General features: G+C 73.4%; 17 protein-coding genes. 9 read left to right on the top strand and 8 right to left on the bottom strand.

All coding sequences use genetic code 11. From position 1 onward, the window contains the following. The first annotated feature begins 30 nt into the window (after nt 1-30). Complete coding sequence (locus tag C1703_RS30845; protein WP_114255904.1) at nt 31-492, top strand: hypothetical protein; 462 nt, start codon at nt 31-33, stop codon at nt 490-492. A 17-nt stretch (nt 493-509) separates the two neighbouring features. On the opposite strand, the gene C1703_RS30840 is transcribed toward C1703_RS30845, so the two are convergent. Further along, nucleotides 510-1,085, bottom strand: a complete 576-nt coding sequence (locus tag C1703_RS30840; protein ID WP_114255903.1) for a potassium channel family protein — start codon at nt 1,083-1,085, stop codon at nt 510-512. Between the two features lie 166 nt (nt 1,086-1,251). Between C1703_RS30840 and C1703_RS30835 the strand changes: the two genes are divergently transcribed. Continuing rightward, the gene (locus C1703_RS30835) at nt 1,252-2,643 is read left to right on the top strand and encodes a DUF692 domain-containing protein (RefSeq protein ID WP_114255902.1); all 1,392 of its coding nucleotides are present in this window, start codon (nt 1,252-1,254) and stop codon (nt 2,641-2,643) included. A gap of 96 nt (nt 2,644-2,739) precedes the next feature. On the opposite strand, the gene C1703_RS30830 is transcribed toward C1703_RS30835, so the two are convergent. Genes C1703_RS30830 through C1703_RS30820 form a run of 3 tightly spaced genes read right to left on the bottom strand, consistent with a single transcriptional unit; the run spans nt 2,740 to nt 7,311 of the window. Then, nucleotides 2,740-4,242 (bottom strand): APC family permease, encoded by a 1,503-nt coding sequence (locus C1703_RS30830; protein ID WP_232840637.1) that lies wholly within the window; start codon nt 4,240-4,242, stop codon nt 2,740-2,742. After that, nucleotides 4,239-5,810 carry a GMC oxidoreductase gene (locus C1703_RS30825; RefSeq protein ID WP_114255901.1) on the bottom strand — a complete coding sequence of 524 codons (1,572 nt, stop codon included), beginning with the start codon at nt 5,808-5,810 and terminating at the stop codon, nt 4,239-4,241. Before C1703_RS30825 ends, C1703_RS30830 begins: the two co-directional genes overlap by 4 nt. 34 nt (nt 5,811-5,844) lie before the next feature. Next, complete coding sequence (locus C1703_RS30820; protein WP_114255900.1) at nt 5,845-7,311, bottom strand: aldehyde dehydrogenase family protein; 1,467 nt, start codon at nt 7,309-7,311, stop codon at nt 5,845-5,847. 381 nt (nt 7,312-7,692) lie between these two features. Between C1703_RS30820 and C1703_RS30815 the strand changes: the two genes are divergently transcribed. The 3 genes from C1703_RS30815 (at nt 7,693) to C1703_RS30805 (ending at nt 11,028) form a co-directional block, all read left to right on the top strand. Continuing rightward, nucleotides 7,693-8,433, top strand: a complete 741-nt coding sequence (locus C1703_RS30815) for a DUF4142 domain-containing protein (protein WP_114255899.1) — start codon at nt 7,693-7,695, stop codon at nt 8,431-8,433. An 86-nt stretch (nt 8,434-8,519) separates the two neighbouring features. Beyond that, nucleotides 8,520-9,290 carry a TIGR04222 domain-containing membrane protein gene (locus C1703_RS30810; RefSeq protein ID WP_114255898.1) on the top strand — a complete coding sequence of 257 codons (771 nt, stop codon included), beginning with the start codon at nt 8,520-8,522 and terminating at the stop codon, nt 9,288-9,290. A 115-nt stretch (nt 9,291-9,405) separates the two neighbouring features. Next, the gene (locus C1703_RS30805; RefSeq protein WP_114255897.1) at nt 9,406-11,028 is read left to right on the top strand and encodes an alpha/beta hydrolase; all 1,623 of its coding nucleotides are present in this window, start codon (nt 9,406-9,408) and stop codon (nt 11,026-11,028) included. Here C1703_RS30805 and hemQ read toward each other — a convergent pair whose 3' ends face one another. Together hemQ and hemG are read right to left on the bottom strand one after the other, a co-directional pair. Further along, entirely contained in the window at nt 11,029-11,772 is a 744-nt protein-coding gene (gene hemQ, locus C1703_RS30800; RefSeq protein WP_114255896.1) for a hydrogen peroxide-dependent heme synthase, read from the bottom strand. 5 nt (nt 11,773-11,777) lie between these two features. Continuing rightward, a complete protein-coding gene (gene hemG, locus C1703_RS30795) occupies nt 11,778-13,253 on the bottom strand; it encodes a protoporphyrinogen oxidase (RefSeq protein ID WP_114255895.1) in 1,476 nt (491 codons plus the stop codon). Nucleotides 13,254-13,409: 156 nt separating this feature from the next. On the opposite strand from hemG, the gene C1703_RS30790 reads away from it, so the two are divergent. Continuing rightward, the gene (locus C1703_RS30790) at nt 13,410-14,489 is read left to right on the top strand and encodes a DUF4349 domain-containing protein (protein WP_114255894.1); all 1,080 of its coding nucleotides are present in this window, start codon (nt 13,410-13,412) and stop codon (nt 14,487-14,489) included. A 27-nt stretch (nt 14,490-14,516) separates the two neighbouring features. Then, nucleotides 14,517-15,908 (top strand): FAD-dependent oxidoreductase, encoded by a 1,392-nt coding sequence (locus C1703_RS30785; protein WP_114255893.1) that lies wholly within the window; start codon nt 14,517-14,519, stop codon nt 15,906-15,908. Between the two features lie 101 nt (nt 15,909-16,009). On the opposite strand, the gene C1703_RS30780 is transcribed toward C1703_RS30785, so the two are convergent. Further along, complete coding sequence (locus tag C1703_RS30780; protein WP_114255892.1) at nt 16,010-16,339, bottom strand: hypothetical protein; 330 nt, start codon at nt 16,337-16,339, stop codon at nt 16,010-16,012. A gap of 134 nt (nt 16,340-16,473) precedes the next feature. On the opposite strand from C1703_RS30780, the gene C1703_RS30775 reads away from it, so the two are divergent. After that, nucleotides 16,474-17,298, top strand: a complete 825-nt coding sequence (locus tag C1703_RS30775; protein ID WP_114255891.1) for a rhomboid family intramembrane serine protease — start codon at nt 16,474-16,476, stop codon at nt 17,296-17,298. Between the two features lie 11 nt (nt 17,299-17,309). On the opposite strand, the gene C1703_RS39120 is transcribed toward C1703_RS30775, so the two are convergent. Continuing rightward, the gene (locus tag C1703_RS39120; protein WP_198678501.1) at nt 17,310-17,483 is read right to left on the bottom strand and encodes a hypothetical protein; all 174 of its coding nucleotides are present in this window, start codon (nt 17,481-17,483) and stop codon (nt 17,310-17,312) included. A 203-nt stretch (nt 17,484-17,686) separates the two neighbouring features. On the opposite strand from C1703_RS39120, the gene C1703_RS30770 reads away from it, so the two are divergent. After that, the gene (locus C1703_RS30770; RefSeq protein ID WP_232840636.1) at nt 17,687-18,982 is read left to right on the top strand and encodes an AAA family ATPase; all 1,296 of its coding nucleotides are present in this window, start codon (nt 17,687-17,689) and stop codon (nt 18,980-18,982) included. Nucleotides 18,983-19,004: the final 22 nt, after the last annotated feature.

Raw genomic sequence — 19,004 nt, 5'->3', positions numbered from 1 at the left:
TACCGGACAACCTCGACCCAGGAGGCAGCCATGACCAGCGCCGCGCCCCCTCCCCCCGCTCCGCCCGCCCCCGACGACCGGTCGCCCGGCGACCGCGGCCCGGGCGGTCCCGGCGACACGTGGGCGGCCGGGGGTCTCGCTCTCGGCGGCACCCTGATGGTCGTCTACGGCCTCTTCGCGGTGCTCCAGGGCATCACGGCGATCGCCGACGACGAGGTGTACACGAGCTTCGGCGACTACGTCTTCGAGTTCGACCTGACCGCGTGGGGCTGGATCCACCTCATCGTCGGCGTGCTCGTGGTGGTGGCCGGGTTCGGCCTGTTCACCGGGGCGACCTGGGCCCGGATGGTGGGCGCGGTCGTGGTCGGACTGGCGCTGATCGCGAACTTCATGTGGCTGCCGTACCAGCCGTTCTGGTCGATCATCATGATCGTGACCGGCCTGTTCGTCCTGTGGTCGGTGTTCAACTACCGCTCCACGCGCGCGATGTAGGCGCCGCCCGGGATCCGTCAGGACGGCGGCGGGCGCCGGTCGCGCGCGGCGACGACCGTGTGCAGCCGGCGCGTCAGCGCCGTGGCCGCCGCCGTGAGGAACACGAGCGTGTACAGGATCTGCACGACGGTCACCAGGCGGGCCTCCTGCCCGCGCGGGGTGATGTCGCCGTAGCCGACGGTCGCCAGTGTGACGACGGTGAAGTACAGCGCGTCGACGCGGGTGCGCAGGCCGGTGAACTGGCCCGGCTGCTGGGCGAGCGCGTAGTAGCCGGACGAGAAGACCAGCACGGCCAGGCACATCAGCAGCGAGATCATGAGGCCCGAGCGGGTGTGCGGTTTCTCCAGCACCACGTCGCGCACCTGGCGCAGCAGCAGCGCGGCGACCACTCCCAGGCACAACAGGAACAGCGGCCAGCCCAGCCAGGGGCGGTCGGCGCCGAGCCCCTCCAGGGGGAGCAGGAAGTAGGCCGCGCCGACGGCCACGACCAGCGCCCCGGCACCGGCCCACAGCCGACGGACCGCGGCCGGAGCCCCCGGCTCCGGTCGCTGCTTCCGCGCGGGGCGGTGCGCCTGCTCGCTGCCTTCGCGCATAGGTCCGGTCTACGACGCATCGGGGGACGGCGCGAGCCCGGCGCCTCCGTCGGTGGGGCCGAACCTCAAATGTTGCTCTGAAGGAACCCCCCGCGGGGTTCGCGGGCGGGCGGCTGGGCCATACCCCCCTCACGTTCGAGGATCGCGCCGTGCGGAGGAGGGGACGATGGAGCGACTGGGGACGGGCATCGGGTGGCGACCGGAGATCGCGGACGCCGTGGAGCGCATGCCGGGCATCGACTGGGTCGAGGCGGTGGCCGAGAACGTCTGCCCCGGGCATCTGCCCGAGTCGCTGCGGCGGCTGCGCGAACGCGGCATCACCGTCGTGCCGCACGGCGTCTCGCTCGGGCTCGGCGGCGCGGACCGGCCCGACGAGGGCCGCCTGGCCGCGCTCGCCGAGCGGGTGGAGGCGCTGGGTTCGCCGCTGGTCACCGAGCACATCGCGTTCGTACGGGCGGGCGGCGCCCTGACCGCGTCCCCGCGCCTGGAGGCGGGCCACCTGCTGCCCGTCCCCCGGACCCGGGACGCCCTCGACGTGCTGTGCGAGAACGTGCGGATCGCGCAGGAGGCGCTGCCCGTGCCGCTGGCCGTGGAGAACATCGCCGCGCTGATCTCCTGGCCGGGCGAGGAGATGACGGAGGGCCAGTTCCTGTACGAGCTGGCCGACCGCACGGGCGTCCGCCTCCTCGTCGACGTGGCCAACCTGCACACCAACCACGTCAACCGCGGCGAGGACCCGGCCAAGGCCCTCGCCGAGCTGCCGCTGGAGGCCATCGCGTACGTCCATGTCGCGGGCGGATTCGAGCGCGACGGCGTCTGGCACGACAGCCACGCCCACCCCGTCCCCGAGCCGGTCCTCGACATCCTGACCGACCTCGCCTCCCGCGTGTCCCCGCCGGGTGTCCTCCTGGAACGCGACGAGAACTTCCCCGAACCGGCCGAGCTGGAGGGCGAGCTGGCCGCGATCCGGCGGGCCCTGGAGGCGGGAGCCGTCGAGCGCGTGAAGACGGAGCTGCGTTCGGCGGGCCGGGCGGCCGTCCGAGGGGAGACGGACCTGCCCGGGGCATCGCGGGAGGGCGACGAGACCGGGGCGGCCGGGGCGACACGGGGCGCCTCCGGCCTGCCCCACCCGGAGGACGCCGGTGCCGCCCGGCAGCGGCTCGGGCTCGCGCAGGCCGCGCTGCTGTCGGCGCTGGTCGCCGGGACGCCCGTGCCCGAGGGGTTCGACCGGGTGCGGGTCGGCGTCCAGGCGCGGGCGCTCGCCGCGAAGCGGGCCGACGTCGTGGCGAAGGTCGCGCCCGAGCTGCCGGAGATCCTCGGGGCGGACTACCGCCCGGCGTTCCTCGGCTACGCCCAGACCCACCCGATGACGGACGGCTACCGCCGCGACGCCCTCACCTTCGCCGAGCACCTGCTGCACGCCGGACGGCCTCGGGACACCCGGGCACGGCGGGCCCTGCGCCAGTGGTGGCAGGAGCGCTCGGGCCCCACCCCACGCTCCCGACGCCCCACCCACCGCCTGGCCCACGCCACACGCAGGGCACTGCTCCGACGTTGAGCATCACCGCAGGCCGGCCGTACCGCGCTCGCCGGCCGCGCACGCCCTCGCCTGCGCCGCGTGCCGCCCTGTGGTGCCCGGTCTGCCCGTTCCGGCTCAGCCGTGCCCCGGGCGGAAGTCCGCCCGGGGCGGCTCTCGGTGCTGTGGTACCGCGTCGCCCGCCGGTGCGTCGCCGCGGCCGTAGTGGTGTGTGGTGAACATGTAGAGCAGACCGCTGCCCAGCACCACCCCGCCGCACAGCAGCACGATCCAGTTCTCGTACCAGGGCTTCTCCGGGCTGCGCGCCCAGCAGATGTTGACGATGGCGAAGGCGCCGTAGGCCAGCGCACCGGCGTTCACCGCGAGGCCCCAGCGGCCCAGGGTGAACTCCCCGGCCGGGCGCCACCCCTTGAGCCGGGCGCGCAGGGCGGCCAGGACCACCATCTGGAACGAGCCGTAGATGCCGAGGATCGCGAAGGAGACGATGTTGGTGAGGGCGTCCTCGGAGAGCAGCGAGCCGAAGGCGATGAGCAGGGGGACGGCCGCCGACACCAGCAGCGCATAGCCGGGCACGGCACGCGCGTGGGAGAACCGCCGCAGCAGCCGGTGCCCGGCGACCATCTCGTCGCGGGCGTAGGAGTAGATGAGCCGCCCGGCCGCGGCCTGGAGGCTGATCGTGCAGGACAGGAAGGAGATCAGCACCACGGCCATCACCAGCCGCGCCCCGGTCTCCCCCATGGCGTCGTACAGCACGTCGACCACCGGGTCGGCCTGCTCGCCGGAGATGACCGCGTTGAAGTCCGTCACGGACAGCAGCAGCGACATGCAGGTGAACGTGGCCGCCGCGCCGCCGATGTAGATGGTGCGGCGCATCGCCTTCGGGATGACGCGGCCCGGGTGGGCGACCTCCTCCGCGGTGTCGCCGCACGCCTCGAAGCCGTAGTACTGGTAGAAACCGATGATGGCGGCGGCCAGGAACGCCGGCAGGTAGGAGCCGTCCCCCTCCGCGCCGTAGGAGTCGAAGACGACGCCGAGGCCGTGGTGACGGTGCGTGACCAGCAGGTAGATGCCGACGACGAGGGCGCCGACGAGCTCACCGGCGAACCCGATCACCGCCGCCGCCGACAGTGCCTTGGTGCCCGCGTAGTTGATGAGGACGGCGACGACGATGAGCACCGCGGTGCACAGCACGGTGGTGTGCACGGTGGGGTCGAAGCCGAAGAGGATGGCGATGTAGGGGCCGGCGCCGTAGGCGACCGAGGTGATGGTCACCAGCAGCGCCCACATGTACACCCAGCCGGTCATCCACGCCCAGCGCTTGCCCCACAGCCGGCGCGCCCACGGGTAGACGCCGCCCGCGATGGGGTACTGGGCGACGATCTCGCCGAAGACGAGCGCGACGAGGAACTGGCCGCAGCCGGCGAGCACGAACGCCCAGATCATCGGCGGCCCGCCGTCGAGGAGCGCGGTGCCGAAGAGGGTGTAGGTGCTCACCACCGGGGAGAGGTAGGTGAAGCCGAGGGCGAAGTTGGCCCACGGGCCCATGTCCTTGCGGAACTCCGAGCCGGGCTCCCCCTGCGGGGTGCCGGTGGCCGGGGCGGGAGGCTGCGGTCCGGTCACCGCACGGCCCTCCGTTCCGCGGGCCCGGGACGGCCGGTGATGAGGTCGGCGGCGCGTTCGGCGGCGAGCAGCACGGTCACCATGGGGTTGATCGTGGGCATTGTCGGGAACACCGACGCGTCGACGATCCGCACGCCTTCGACGCCGAGCAGTCTCAGGTCGGGGTCGCACACGGCCAGCCGGTCGTCCGGGGAGCCCATCCTGCAGGTGCCGGCCGGGTGGTAGACGGTGTGCGCCGCGCGGCGCCCGTACTCGGACAGGTCGGCGTCGGAGACGACGTCCGGGCCGGGCGCGACCTCGCGGACGAGCCAGTCGCGCAGCGGGTCGGTCGCGGCGACCTCGCGGGCGACCCGCAGCCCGTCGACGATGGTGCGCTCGTCGTGGCCCTCGGGGTCGGTGAAGTAGCGGAAATCCAGGGCGGGGTGCTCCGCGGGGTTCTTGCTGCGCAGCCACATGCGGCCGGTGGAGCGGGCGCGCGGCACGTTCGGCGTCATGCACACCCCGTAGGTCGGTACGGGGTAGCCCAGGCGTTCGGTGTTGACGGTGAACGGCACCTGGTAGAAGTGGAACATCAGGTCGGGGCGCGGCTGGTTCTTGTCGCGGCGCAGGAACAGGCCGGCGTCGGAGTCCATCGCGGAGTTGGGCGGCAGCGGGCCCTCGGTCTCCCAGACGATCACGGACTCGGGGTGGTCCAGCAGGTTCTCCCCCACGCCGGGCAGGTCCGCCCGGACGTCGATGCCCAGGGCGCGCAGGTCGTCGGCCGGGCCGATGCCGGAGAGCATCAGCAGGCGGGGGGTGTCGATGGCCCCGGCGCACAGCAGGAGTTCGCGTTCGGCGCGCACGGTGGCGGGTTCGCCGTCGGCGCCCCGGACGGCGACGCGGGTCAGCCGCCCCGATTCGTCGGGGATCAGCCGGTGCGCCCAGGTCTCCAGCAGGAGGGTGAGGTTGGGGCGGTCCAGGACGGGGTGGAGGTAGGCGACGGACGCGGAGGAGCGCAGGTTTCCCTCCGGTTGGTAGGCCAGTGAGAAGAAGCCGGTGCCGTCGGCGAAGGGCTCGGCGTTGAAGTCGTCGACGACGGGGACGCCGAGGGCGCGGGAGGCGGCGGTGACGAAGTCCTTGGCGATGGGATTGCGGTCGGCTTCGGCCACCGGGACGATCTCGGTGAGCAGCCGGTCGCGGTAGGGCAGGATCGTCGCCGGGTCCCAGCCGGAGCAGCCGCGGCTCACCCAGTCGTCGAGGTCCTGCGGCAGCGGCAGGAAGCTGATGAGGGTGTTGTGGGAGGAGCAGCCGCCGAGCACGCGGGCACGGGAGTGCAGGATGTGGGAGTTGCCGCGCGGCTGTTCGACGGTGGTGTAGCCGTAGTCGAACTCCGAGCCGAGCAGGTTGATCCAGTTGCGCAGGCGCAGGATGCGCTCGTCGCCGACATCGCTGGGGCCGCCCTCGATGACGCAGACGCGGCAGTCGGGGTCTTCGCTGAGCCGGGCGGCGAGCACGCAGCCGGCGGTGCCGCCGCCGACGATGACGTAGTCGTGGGCGGACTCGATGCCGTGCGCGGGAGTGGTGGCCATGCGGTGCCTTTCCTGGGTGGTGCGGTGCGGCGCGTCAGCCCTTGAACCAGCCGGACGGGGCGGGGGCGAGGTTCTGGTAGATGTGCTTGGCCTCCTGGTACTCGCGCAGCCCGGTGGGGCCGAGTTCGCGTCCGACGCCGGAGCGGCCGAAGCCGCCCCACTCGGCCTGCGGCACGTAGGGGTGGAAGTCGTTGATCCACACGGTGCCGTGGCGCAGCCGCTGGGCGACGCGCTGGGCGCGGCTCGCGTCGGAGGTCCACACGCCGCCGGCCAGGCCGTAGCGGGTGTCGTTGGCCAGTTCCACGGCCTCGTCCTCGGTGGTGAAGCGCTCGACGGTGACCACCGGGCCGAAGACCTCCTCCTGGACGATGCGCATGGTGCGGTCGCAGTCGGCGAAGATCGTCGGCAGCAGGAAGAAGCCGCGGCTCAGGGCGGGGTCGTCGGGGCGGGTGCCGCCGGTGACGAGCCGGGCGCCCTCCTCCTGGGCGACGGCGATGTAGCCCTCGACCTTCTCGCGGTGCTCGGCGGAGCTGAGCGGTCCGCTCTCGGTGCCCTCCTCCAGGCCGTTGCCGAGCCGGATGGCCCGGGCGCGGGCGGCGAGGGCCTCGACGAACCGGTCGTGCAGCGAGTCCTCGACGAGCAGGCGCGAGCCGGCCGAGCAGACCTGCCCGGAGTGCAGGAAGGCGGCGTCGAGGGCGTAGTCGACGGCGGCGTCGAAGTCGGCGTCCGCGAAGACCACGTTGGGATTCTTGCCGCCCAGTTCGAGGGCGATGTTCTTCGGCCCCTCGGCGGCGGCGGCCATGATCCGGCGCCCGGTGGCGAGGCCTCCGGTGAAGGACACGAGGTCGACGTCGGGGTGGCCGGTCAAGGCCGCGCCGACGCTCGCCCCCGAGCCCAGCACGAGGTTGGCGACGCCGGGCGGGGCGCCGGCCTCCTCGATGAGCCGGATCATGGCGATGGTGGTGAGCGGTGTGGTCTCGCTGGGCTTGAGGACGAAGGTGTTGCCGGCGGCGAGCGCCGGGGCGACCTTCCAGGAGGCCTGCAGCAGCGGGTAGTTCCAGGGGGCGATGAGCGCGCACACGCCGACCGGCTGGTAGACGACGCGGCTGAGGACGTGCGGGCCGACGTCCACGACCCGGCCGCCGTCCTTGCCGGCGAGTTCGGCGAAGTAGCGGAAGGCGTTCGCCACGTCCTCGACATCGATGCGCGCCTCGGTGAGCGTCTTGCCGGTGTCGTGTGTCTCGGTGCGGGCGATGTCCTCCTTGTCGCGCAGCAGCAGGTCGTGGACGCGCAGCAGCAGGTCGGCGCGGCGGCGGGAGGGGGCGTTCGCCCAGTCCTCCTCGGTGAAGGCGCGGCGGGCGGCGCGCACGGCGCGGTCCACGTCGGTGGCGTCGGCCTCGTCGACGGTGGTGACGACGGACGCGTCGTAGGGGTTGATCACGTCCCGGCGCCCGCCGGCCGCCGCCGCTGTCCACATGCCGTCGATGTACAGCTCACCCACCGCGAGGTCTCCTTCGCTTCCGCTCGGGCCGATCAACCCGACGGTCAGCAACATGGCCCATCGGGCGGGCGGCGGCCACGGGCCACACCGCCGCGGTGGTGTCCGGGCGGCCCCAAGGACCCGGGTGGGCTAGTCACCCTGCTCCGCCGTGCGGGGCCGACTGTGCCGGGGTCAACACCCCGGGGGCGCCCGCCCGAAGCCATGGAATGTTTTGTTCCTCTTCGCCCGGCGAGTCCCCCTTCGCGTCTCCCCCAATCGTCCCGTCCTGCCCCCGATGCAACCCTTTGGTTCTGTACGGCAGTTGACGTAGACCACCCAGTAACATGTCAACTCCGCACCCGAAGCGCACTAGCGTGCGGTGCCGTACCAGGAGGCACCACCATGCGACCGCGACCCCCCGTCAAGGGCCGAGGCGTCGTCAGCGGCACCGGGCTCATCGTCACGTGCCTGACGGCGACGCTCGCCGCGCTGGTCTTCTCCCTCTGGTCCTTCACCGACCGGCCGGGAGCGGCACCGAGCGTGCTCAGCGCCCAGACGCTGCAGACGAGTTACGGGCCCTTGTCCGCCCTCGACCAGGAATTCCTCGTCAAGGTGCGGCTGGCCGGACTGTGGGAACTGCCCGCGGGGCGGCAGGCGCGGGCGAAGGGGACCACGCCGGCCGTCCGGACGGCGGGCCGGCACCTCGTCGAGGGGCACCGGTTCCTGGACGAGCGGGTCCTCGACGTCGCCTCCCGGCTGGACCTCGCCCTGCCCGAGGAGCCCAGCGACGAGCAGAAGCAGTGGCTGGCCACCCTGGACGAGGCGCGGGGCGCGGAGTACGACCGCCGGTTCGCCAACATCCTGCGGATCGCCCACGGCAGGGTGTTCTCGGTCGTCGCGCAGGTCCGCGCGAGCACCCGCAACTCCCTCGTACGGCAGCTCGCCGACGACGCCAACACCACCGTCCTCGACCACATCAAGGTCCTGGAGGCCACGGGCTACGTCGACTTCGACGCGGTGGCCCGCGACCTGGCCGGGCAGAGCACGTCCGCGCCTGCGGCCCCGGTCCCGCCCGCCGGCCCGCTCCCCGGCTCGACCTATCCGCTCCCGCCGCCCGCCTACAGCCCGCCCCCGGGCCGGTGAAGCGGAACGTCACATACCGACAACACTCCGTCCGGATCGTGAACGAGGCATGGTGCTTTCACGACCGTGTCACATACAAACAACATATGCTCTGGGTTCTTTTCCTGCTGGCGGCCTGGGCCGTGGCCGGCACGGCGTGCACGCGCCTGTGCCTGGCGGCCGTGCGCGCCGCGGCCATCGACGCGGACACCGGCCGCGTCCGTGAACTCACGCTGTACGAAGCCGCGTTCCTCTCCGGCGGCCCCCGGCGGGTCGCCGACGTGACGCTCGTCGCCATGGCGCGCCAGCGCCGTCTGCTCCTGGCGCACACCGGCTGGGCGACGGTCGTCGATCCGCGCGGGCGGGACGAGATGGAGCGGTCGGTCATAGGGGCCATCGGCCCCGAGGGGCAGTCCCGTATCGCGCCGGTGCGGACCACCGCCGCCGCGGCGGACGCGGTGCGCGGGATCGCCGACGGGCTGGTGCGCGCGGGCCTGGCGGTGCCGGACAGCGCCCGTACGACGGTCGCGGCGGCGGTCCGGCAGGTGCGCGGGGCGGCGCTCGCCGTCCTCGGGCTGGGCGGGGCCGCGTTGCTGACGCCCCTCCCGCCGGACATGCCGCGGCACCTGGTCGCCCTGTGGTTCGCGCTGCCGCTCACCCTGGCCCTGAGCTGCCTGGCGGTCGCGCGGATCGAGATCCATCCGTACTCGCGCTGGGCCTCCCCGGCCGGTCAGCGGCTGCTCGGCGCGCTGACCCGGGACGCGGACGGCGCCGCCGACGACCGTACGTACCTCACCTCCGTGGCCGTGCGCGGCGTCAGCGCGATCGGCGAACCGGACCTGCGCGCCGCCTTCACGCACCGCGAGGCGCACGACTGACAGAGCGGGGGCGCACTCGGGGCATTGGCGCCGACACCGGCGGACAGTGCTTGCCTTCCCCCTCCGCCGGACGAAGCATCCCTTCCGTCGCCACCGTGCACCGAAGGGATACGCGATGAGAGCCGCCCTCCTCTACTCGGCCGCCGGGTCCTTGCTGCTGAGCGCCCTCACCGCCGCCCCGGGCGCCGCAACGGACCGGTCGGGAGCGGCCGAGATGCGCGGCACCGCCGTGGCCGCGGCCCGCGCGAAGGCGGCCGGTGTCGACTTCGGCCCGTGCCCGGACGCGCAGGACCTGCCGGGCAGCATGCGCTGCGGCACGGTGACCGTCCCGCTGGACTACGCCCGCCCGGACGGCCGGCAGATCGAACTGACCGTCAGCCGGGCCCGGGCCACGCGCAAGGACCCGCACCACGGCACGCGCGAGGTCCCCCGGCAGGGCGCCCTGGTGTACAACCCCGGCGGGCCGGGCGCCACGGGCCTGTACTTCCCGCTCATCGGGCTGCTCCCGGAGTGGAAGCGGATCGCCGCCGCGTACGACCTCGTCGGCTACGCCCCGCGCGGGGTGGGACGTTCGGCGCCGCTGTCCTGCACGGACCCGAAGCAGTTCTTCAAGGGGCCCACGCAAGCACCGACACATCCTTCCGAGGCGTACAAGAAGGAACGGATCGCGCAGGCGCGGGCGTATGCGCGCGGCTGCGCCGAGCGGGCCGGCGAGGCGCTGCGGCACTACCACTCGCTGAACAACGCCCGCGACCTCGACGTGCTGCGCGCCGCGCTCGGCGAGGAGCGGCTGACCTTCCTGGGCTCGTCGTACGGCACGTACTTCGGCGCCCTCTACGCGACGCTGTTCCCCGCGCACGTACGGCGGATGGTGTTCGACTCGGCCGTCGACCCCGACCCGGAGCGGATCTGGTACCGCAACAACCTCGGCCAGTCGGCGGCGTTCGAGGGCCGCTGGCTCGACTTCCGGCGGTGGATCGCCCGGCACCACGCCGTGTACGGGCTGGGCAGGACCGCGCGGGAGGTGCGGCGCGGCTACGAGCGGGCGATGGCACGACTGGCCGCCGAACCGGCGGGCGGGAAGGTCGGGCCGGGCCAGTTGCAGGGCGCGTTCCTGCAGGCCGGGTACTACGACGACCAGTGGCCGCACCGGGCGCACGCGCTGTCGGCGTACCTGAAGGGCGATCCCGGGCCGTTGGTCGAGCAGGCGGCCCGGCATCCGGAGGCCGCCGCCGAGGCGGAGAACGCGCGCGCGGTCTACGTGGCCGTCGAGTGCAACGACGCACCCTGGCCGACGGACTGGGCGGTGTGGGACCGGGACAACACCCGGCTCGCGCGGGTGGCGCCCTTCGAGACCTGGCACAACGTGTGGACGAACCTGCCGTGCGCCTACTGGCGGGCGCCCCGGCAACGGCCGCTGGACGTCTTCGCCGGGCCGGGCGAGCTGCCGCCGACGCTGATCCTGGCCGCCGAGCGGGACGCCGCCACGCCCTACGACGGTGCCCTGGAACTCCATCGCCGTCTCGCGGGCTCGATCCTGGTGACGGAGCGGGACGCCGGCGCCCACGGCCTGGCGGGCGGGCCGAACGCCTGCGTCAACGGGCACATGGAGGCGTATCTGCTGCAGGGCCGGCTGCCGGGGCGGCGCGCGGAGTGCGCGCCGCACGCCGAGCCGAAGCCGGCTCCCGCAGCCGAGCCGCGGCCGGCGGCCCCGGAGCGGGCCGGGACGGCGCGCTGATCAGGCCAGACCGGCGACCAGGTCGGCGATGTCCTTGCGGCGGCCCGTGAAGAAGGGGACCTCCTCGCGGACGTGCCGGCGGGCCTCCGAGGCGCGCAGGTGGCGCATGAGGTCGACGATGCGGTACAGCTCGTCGGCCTCGAAGGCGAGGATCCACTCGTAGTCGCCCAGGGAGAAGGAGGCGACCGTGTTGGCGCGCACGTCGGGGAAGCCGCGGGCCATCTTGCCGTGGTCGGCGAGCATGCGGCGGCGGTCCTCGTCGGGCAGCAGGTACCAGTCGTAGGAGCGCACGAAGGGGTAGACGCTCACGTAGTTCCGGGGCGTCTCGTCGGCGAGGAACGCCGGGATGTGCGAGCGGTTGAACTCGGCGGGGCGGTGCAGCGCCATGTTCGACCAGACGGGCTCCAGGGCGCGGCCCAGCCGGGTGCGGCGGAAGAGGTTGTACGCCTCCTGCAGCGCGTCGCTGGTCTCCGCGTGCCACCAGATCATGAGGTCGGCGTCGGCGCGCAGGCCCGACACGTCGTACGTGCCGCGGATCGTCACGTCCTTCGCGGCGAGCTGGTCGAACAGCTCCTGGACCTCGTCGGCGTACCCGGCGCGGTCCTCGGGGAGCACGTCCTTCAGCTTGAAGACGGACCAGAGCGTGTAGCGGATGACCTCGTTGAGGTCCTTGGCCAGCTTGCCCTTGTTCGGGATGCGGTCGGGCGCGGTGCCGGAGGGGGTGGTGGAGGCGTCGTCACTCATGCTCCTCATTCTCCCGCTCCGCCGTGCAGGCTCTGCACCGGGTGGGCGGTGAGTTCCTCCACACCGCGCAGGTCGCCCTGGATCTGGTCGACGGCGGCGTACGCGCTCGCGACGCAGGCCGGGATGCCGACGCCGTCGTACGGGGCGCCGCAGACGGCGAGCCCGGGCAGCCGGGCGACGTGCTCGCGGACGCGGGCCACGCGCGCGTGGTGGCCGACCGGGTACTGGGGCAGTCCGTCGTCCCAGCGGGTGACGCGGGTGGCGACGGGGGTGGCGTCCAGGCCGGTCGCGGCCTTCAGGTCGTGCCGGGACACCTCCACCAGCTCTTCGTCGTCGCGCCGGAGGATGTCCGTCTCGCCGTACCGCCCGACGGAGGTGCGCAGGACGAGCAGGTCCGGGTTCTCCTCGGCGATCCAGCCCCACTTCCGGGAGGCGAAGGTGGAGGCCTTGATGGTGCGCCCGTCGACCGGCGGCACCAGGAAGCCGCTGCCGTCGGGCAGTGCCGTCCCGGCGCGGCGGTAGGCGAGGGTGACCAGGGCCATGGAGGCGTACTCGACGGTGTCGAGCTCGGCGGCGGCCCCGGGGCTCTCGGCGCGCAGCAGCCGGGCGGCGGCGGGCGCGGGGACGGCGAGGACCACCGCGTCGGCGTGCAGCACCCGGTCGCCGGCGATCACGCGCCAGGCCTCGCCGGCCGCGTCCTGCCGGGCCTCTCGGCGCAGCTCCGTCACCGGGGCGCCGGTGAGGATCTCGCCCCCGCGGGCGCGGACCGACTCCGCCACCGCGAGCGGCAGGGTGCCCACGCCGCCCTGGATGCCCATGAACACCGGGCCGGTCTGCCGGGCGGCGGCCGCCTTGGCCTGGATCTCGCGGACGCCCTCCGTCAGGGAGGCGTGGGACCGGGCGGCCTGGAAGAGCTGCGGCACGGCCGAGCGCATCGAGATGCGGTAGGCGTCGCCCGCGTACACCCCGCCCAGCAAGGGCTCCACCAGTCGGTCGACGACCTCACGGCCGAGGCGCGCCGCCACGTACTCCCCGACGGCCACGTCGTCGCCGACCTCCGTGCGGGGCAGCTCGGCGTCGCGCTCGATGCGGGCGAGGCCCGCGTCGGACAGCACGCCGGACAGGGCGGCCGCCGTCCCGGGCACGCCCATGACATGGCCCTTGGGCATGGGGCGCAGGGCGCCGCGCGTCCAGATCGAGGCCGTCGCGGTGGCGGGCGGCTGGAGGCGGTCGGCGAGGCCCACCGCACGCGCGAGCGCCACCGCCTCGGGGCGGCGGGCCAGCATCGACTCGGCGCCGAGGTCCACGCGCGCGCCCGCGATCTCCCCGGGCAGCAGCTTGCCGCCGACCCGCTCGGAGGCCTCCAGCACGGTCACCCGCGCCCCGCGCTCCAGCAGCCGGTGAGCAGCGGCCAGGCCCGCGATGCCCGCCCCGATGACGACGACCTGCCCCGTGCCCGCACGGGCTTGAACTTCGCGCATGACCCCAGCCTCTCAGACCCCGCTGACAGCGCCGCCGCGACCCGGTGTCCCGGCCGAGTCCCGACCGTGACCGCATCGGAACCGTCGCGGGCCAAACGTCCGGCGCCGTCCGGGCGTCGAAGAAGCGACAGCTGAATCGACCTCCGGGGGATGCCCATGCGCACACGACGATCCGTACGACGCCCCGTCCCGGCCCTGGCCGCGCTCCTCCTGGCCGCGGCCCTCGCCCTCACGGGGTGCAGCGCCGGGGGCGAGGACTCCGCCGGCAGCACCACGGCCGACCGCGGCTACGCCGGGCCCGAGGCGGGGGCGAAGGAGGCCGCCCCGGGCAGCGCCGGAAGCGGGACCGGCAGCGGGGCCGGCAGCGGCTCCAGGGCGACCGCGCCGCCGAAGCTCACCGCGAGCATCATCCGCACGGCCTCGCTGACCGTGCAGGTCAAGGACGTCCCGAAGGCCCTGGAGGAGGCCCGCACCCGCACCGAGAACGCGGGCGGCTACGTCGGCAACGAGACCACCACCCGGGACGCGGAGGGCCGCGAACGCACCCGGGTCGTGCTGCGCGTGCCCGTCGAGAAGTACGACGAGGTCCTCGCCGGTCTGGAGGGCGCCGGCAAGCTCCTCGACCGCAGCGCGAAGGCCGAGGACGTCACCGACCAGGTCGTGGACGTGGAGAGCCGGATCACCTCGCAGCGCGCCAGCGTGGCCCGGATCCGCGAGCTGATGGACCGGGCCACCAAGCTCAGCGACGTGGTGACGCTGGAGGGCGAGCTGAGTTCCCGCCAGGCCGACCTGGAGGCGCTGCTGGCCCGGCAGGCGTCCCTGAAGGACCGCACGAGCCTGGCCACCATCACGCTGTCGCTGTCCGAGACACCGGTGAAGAAGCCGGAGAAGAAGGAGGAGGGCGACCCGGGGTTCCTGGACGCGCTCGCGGGCGGCTGGAACGCGTTCGTGACGATGTTGCGCTGGCTCGCGGTGGTGCTCGGCGCGGTCCTGCCGTTCGCCGCGGTGACGGCCGTGATCGTCCTGCTGTGGCTGCGTGTCGTACGGCCCCGCCTGCCGCGCCGTCCGCGACCCGCTTCCGCATCGGCTTCCGCTTCCGCTTCCGCTCCCAGTTCCGGTTTTGGTTCCGGTTCCGGTTCCGCGGCGAGCGCGCTGGGCCCGTTGCCGGTGGCCCGGACCGCCCCGGAGTCCGCGCCGGAGTCCGCCCCGGCCCGGGAGTCCGGCGAGGAGGACTGAAGTGCCCTGCTCCCGTAGCGTGTTCGCATGAACAAGAGCCGTACGCGCGGGGAGCGACTGGTCGTGATCGGCGGCGACGCCGCGGGGATGTCCGCGGCGTCGCAGGCGCGCCGTCTGAAGGGCCCCGACGAGCTGGAGATCGTGGCGTTCGAACGGGGCCACTTCACGTCGTACTCGGCGTGCGGCATCCCGTACTGGGTGGGCGGCGACGTCACCGACCGGGACCGGCTCATCGCCCGCACGCCCGAGGAGCACCGCGCGCGGGACATCGACCTGCGGCTGCGCACCGAGGTCACGGAGCTCGACCTCGATGGGCGGCGGGTCCGCGCCCGGGACCTCGACTCCGGCGCCGAGTCCTGGACGTCGTACGACAAGCTCGTGATCGCGACCGGTGCCCGGCCGATCCGGCCGGACATGCCGGGCATGGACGCCCCCGGGGTGCACGGCGTGCAGACGCTGGACGACGGCCAGGAGCTGCTCGACTCGCTGGCACGCACGCGTGGCCGTCGCGCGGTGGTCGTGGGGGCCGGTTACATCGGCGTGGAGATGGCCGAGGCGCTCATCAACCGGGGCTACGAGGTGACGGTCGTCAACCGTGGCAGCGAGCCCATGTCGACCCTCGACCCCGACATGGGGCGCCTGGTGCACGAGGCCATGGAGGGCCTGGGCATCACGATGGTGAACGACGCCGAGGTGACGAAGATCCTCACGGGGGACGACGGCCGGGTCAGGGCGGTGGCCACCCAGGACCGCGAGTTCCCGGCGGACGTGGTCGTGCTGGGCATCGGGGTGCGCCCCGAGACGGCCCTCGCGAGGGCGGCCGGCCTCCCGCTCGGCACCCACGGCGGGCTCCTCACGGACCGCTCGATGCGGGTGCGCGGCCACGAGAACATCTGGGCCGGGGGTGACTGCGTGGAGGTCCTCGACCTGGTCTCCGGCCAGGAGCGGCACATCGCCCTCGGCACCCACGCCAACAAGCACGGCCAGGTCATCGGCACCAACGTCGGCGGCGGCTACGCCACGTTCCCGGGCGTGGTCGGCACGGCGGTCAGCAAGGTATGCGACCTGGAGATCGCGCGCACCGGTCTGCGCGAGAAGGACGCCCACCGCGTCGGGCTCCGCTTCGAGGCGGTCACCATCGAGTCGACGAGCCGCGCGGGCTACTACCCGAACGCCTCCCCCATGACGGTGAAGATGCTCGCCGAACTCCGTACGGGCCGCCTCCTGGGCGTCCAGATCGTGGGCCGGGAGGGCGCGGGCAAGCGGGTCGACATCGCGGCGGTCGCCCTCACGGCGGGCATGACGGCGGAGGAGATGACGACCCTGGACCTGGGCTACGCCCCGCCCTTCTCCCCGGTCTGGGACCCGGTGCTGGTGGCGGCCCGCAAGGCGGCGGCGAAGGTGCGCGGTTCTGTGTGAGGGACGGTGAAGGCGCATGCCCCAAGGGGCGCGGGAAACCGCGCGACCAGCCACGACGAACCCGCACCCCGGCAGCGCACCCGCACCCCTACGGCGAGCCCCTACGCGGTCCCGGCCGTGCCGGTGATCCGGTCGATCGCCTGCCGCGCCTGCTCCGCCGGCGGCCGGGACGGCAACGACGAAACCGACGCCGAAGACGTCACGGCCGGCGGCTGCTCCCCCGCCGGCTTCGCGTGCGCGGCCACCCGCGACGAACGCAGCCGATGGCTCACCGCCTCCTCCAGCGTCACCGGCCGCCGCATCTGGGACGCCAGCCGCCCGGCCTCCTGGCCGAGGCGCGCCACGTCCTCCCAGGGAAGCCGCACCACCAGCGTCAGCTCCGCCTCACCGTCCGGCAGCGCGTGCATCGGAGGAGTAACTCGGTCGTTCATCGCCTGATCCTCACGTCGGCCCCGCGACCCGCCTTCCCCGCGCCGCGGGCGGTTGCCGACACATACGCACGCCCGGACGGCTGCGTTCACCGGCCCGGCCGATTCACCGGCGGCGCTCGGGGCACAGGTGTGATGTGGTCATCCCCGTTCATGACGTCAACCCGGTGCGGCGCACCCCGTGGGTGACGTACGCCCTGATCGCGGCCAACTTCGTCGTGTTCCTGCGCACCCCCGGCCTGGCGGGCTCCATCGCGGGCGAGAGCAGTCTGGCCCAGCTCTGTCACCTCCAGGCGTTCCTGGACCACTACGCGGCGGTACCCCAGGAGCTGATCCACCATCAGCTGCCGCGGCTGGTGCCCACGGGAGACATCGGCGTGGGCCCGCGGGGAGCGGGCTGCGTGGTCGGCCCGCCGCCCTACGACAAGTCCCCGGAGCTGAGCGTCCTGACGGCGATGTTCCTGCACGGCAGCTGGCTGCACCTGCTGGGCAACATGCTGTTCCTGTGGATCTTCGGCAACAACATCGAGGACCGCATGGGCCACGTCCGCTTCCTGCTCTTCTACGCGGTGTGCGGCTACGCGTCCGCGTACGCTTTCGCCCTCGCGAACTCCGACTCGGGCGCCCCGTTGATCGGCGCCTCCGGGGCGATCGCCGGTGTCCTCGGCGCCTACCTCGTGCTGTATCCGAAGGCCCGCGTCTGGGTCCTGGTGCCCTTCCTGGTCTTCCTGCCGCTCAGGCTGCCCGCGTGGATCGTCCTGGGGCTGTGGTTCGCCCTCCAGGCCGTGTACTCGTCCGGAGAGGCCGTCTCCGCCGCCGGCGACGTGGCGTATCTGGCGCACGTCGCGGGTTTCCTGGCCGGCATGCTGATCGCCTGGCCGCTGCGCCCCGGCACACCACCGCCCCCGGAACCGCGCGGCCTGCTGCTCGGCAGGCGGGCCCGGCCCCAGCGGCCGTGGTGAGAGCGCCTGACTCACGCCAGGGGGCGGGGGTGCGTCGTGTTCAGCCCGTGCTCGGCGAAGAACGGCGGGTAGATCGTCACCGACTCCGGCAGCGGACCACCGAGCACAACGGAAAGCAGTTCGGCGCGGCCTTCGCTGTCGCTGAACGGCAGCACGTCCAGCCGGTCCGGTGGTGTTTTCCGCACCATTCACCCTGCGGAAAACCGCACCCGTACGGACCGGGCGCCGCGCCGCTGATCCTCGTGGGGGCGTTCGCGGGCGCCAAAATCTGTCGACAAGCGTGGGCGCGACGGAGAGAATCCCGGGCCATGGTCTCTGTCAGCGAACCCGCGCTTCGCCGGTTCACGGCGCGTCGCCCTGATCTGGCGGCAAGCTGGTGAGGGGCGCCGTGTTCCCCGTGCTGTGGCTCTGCGGGCCGCCGGGAGTCGGCAAGACCTCGGTCGCCTGGGAGCTGTACTCCCACCTCGTACGGACCGGGATCGAGAGCTGTTTCGTCGACATCGACCAGTTGGGGATCTGCTACCCCGAGCCTGCGGGGGACCCAGGGCGGCACCGGATGAAGGCACGCAATGTCGATGCGGTGCTGGCCGGTTTCCGTGCGGCCGGTGCCCGGTGTCTCATCGTTTCGGGTGTCGTCGATCCCGCCTGCGGGGTGCATGTCGACCAGATCCCGCAGGCCGCGGTGACGGTCTGCCGCCTGCGTGCCGACCGGGAGGTGCTGCGGCAGCGGTTCACCGGTCGCGGAGGGCCTGCCGAGTTGGTCGACGAGGTGCTGCGGGAAGCCGACGCCCTGGACGCGAGCACCTTTGCGGACGCCTGCGTCGACACCAGCGGACTGCTGGTGGACGAGGTGGCGCGGCGTGTCGGGGAGCGAACCGGCGGATGGCCGGCCTCGGCTCTCGACCGGCCGGCTGACGCGCCCGAGCCGTCGGCGGTCACCGCCGCGGGCAGGAGCTCGGCCACGGCGCGGGCGGAGCCTTCCGCTGAACTTCCGGTTCTGTGGCTGTGCGGCGCGACCGGTGTCGGCAAGTCGACGGTCGGCTTCGAGGTCTACCGAAGAGTCCTGCGCACTGGTGCCACCGCCGCGTATCTCGACCTCGACCAGCTCGGCTTCTGCCGTCCGGTTCCGGATGATCCCGCCCACCATCGGCTCAAGGCCCGCAACCTGGCCGCCGTGTGGCGGACTTACCGTGCGGCCGGGGCCCAGTGCCTGATCATGTCCGGCCCGGTCGAGGACGAGGCCACGGTCACGGCGTACGCCGAGGCGCTGCCCGCGACCGAGATCACGCTGTGCCGACTGCACGCCGGACGGCAGCACCTGACGGAACGCATCATGTCCCGTGGCCAAGGCGGCAGTTGGGCCCAACCGGGCGACCCGTTGCGGGGGCAGTCCGGCACACACCTGCGCCACGTCGCCGACCGGGCGGTGGCATCGGCCGCCGGCCTCGAGGATGCCGGGATCGGTGATCTGCGCATCGACACCGACGGACATACCGTCGAACAGGTAGCCGACGCGATCACCGCCGATGCCGCCTTGTCGGGGCGGTTGTCACGCTGCTTCGTCCGAGCGACGGAGGTTCCGCCGGTGGCCGCCCGGCCGATGGGCAGCATTGCCGCAGCACCGGCTGCTGTACCGGCGATGCCGAGTGCGTCACCGACCGAGAGCAGTCCGGCGGGGCGGTGACGGGAGCCGTTCAGTACCGGAA

The sequence above is a fragment of the Streptomyces sp. Go-475 genome (assembly GCF_003330845.1).
In the GTDB taxonomy this organism is placed as follows: domain Bacteria; phylum Actinomycetota; class Actinomycetes; order Streptomycetales; family Streptomycetaceae; genus Streptomyces.
The sequence above is the reverse complement of the archived record's forward strand: the minus strand, read 5'-3'. Positions and strand labels throughout refer to the sequence as shown.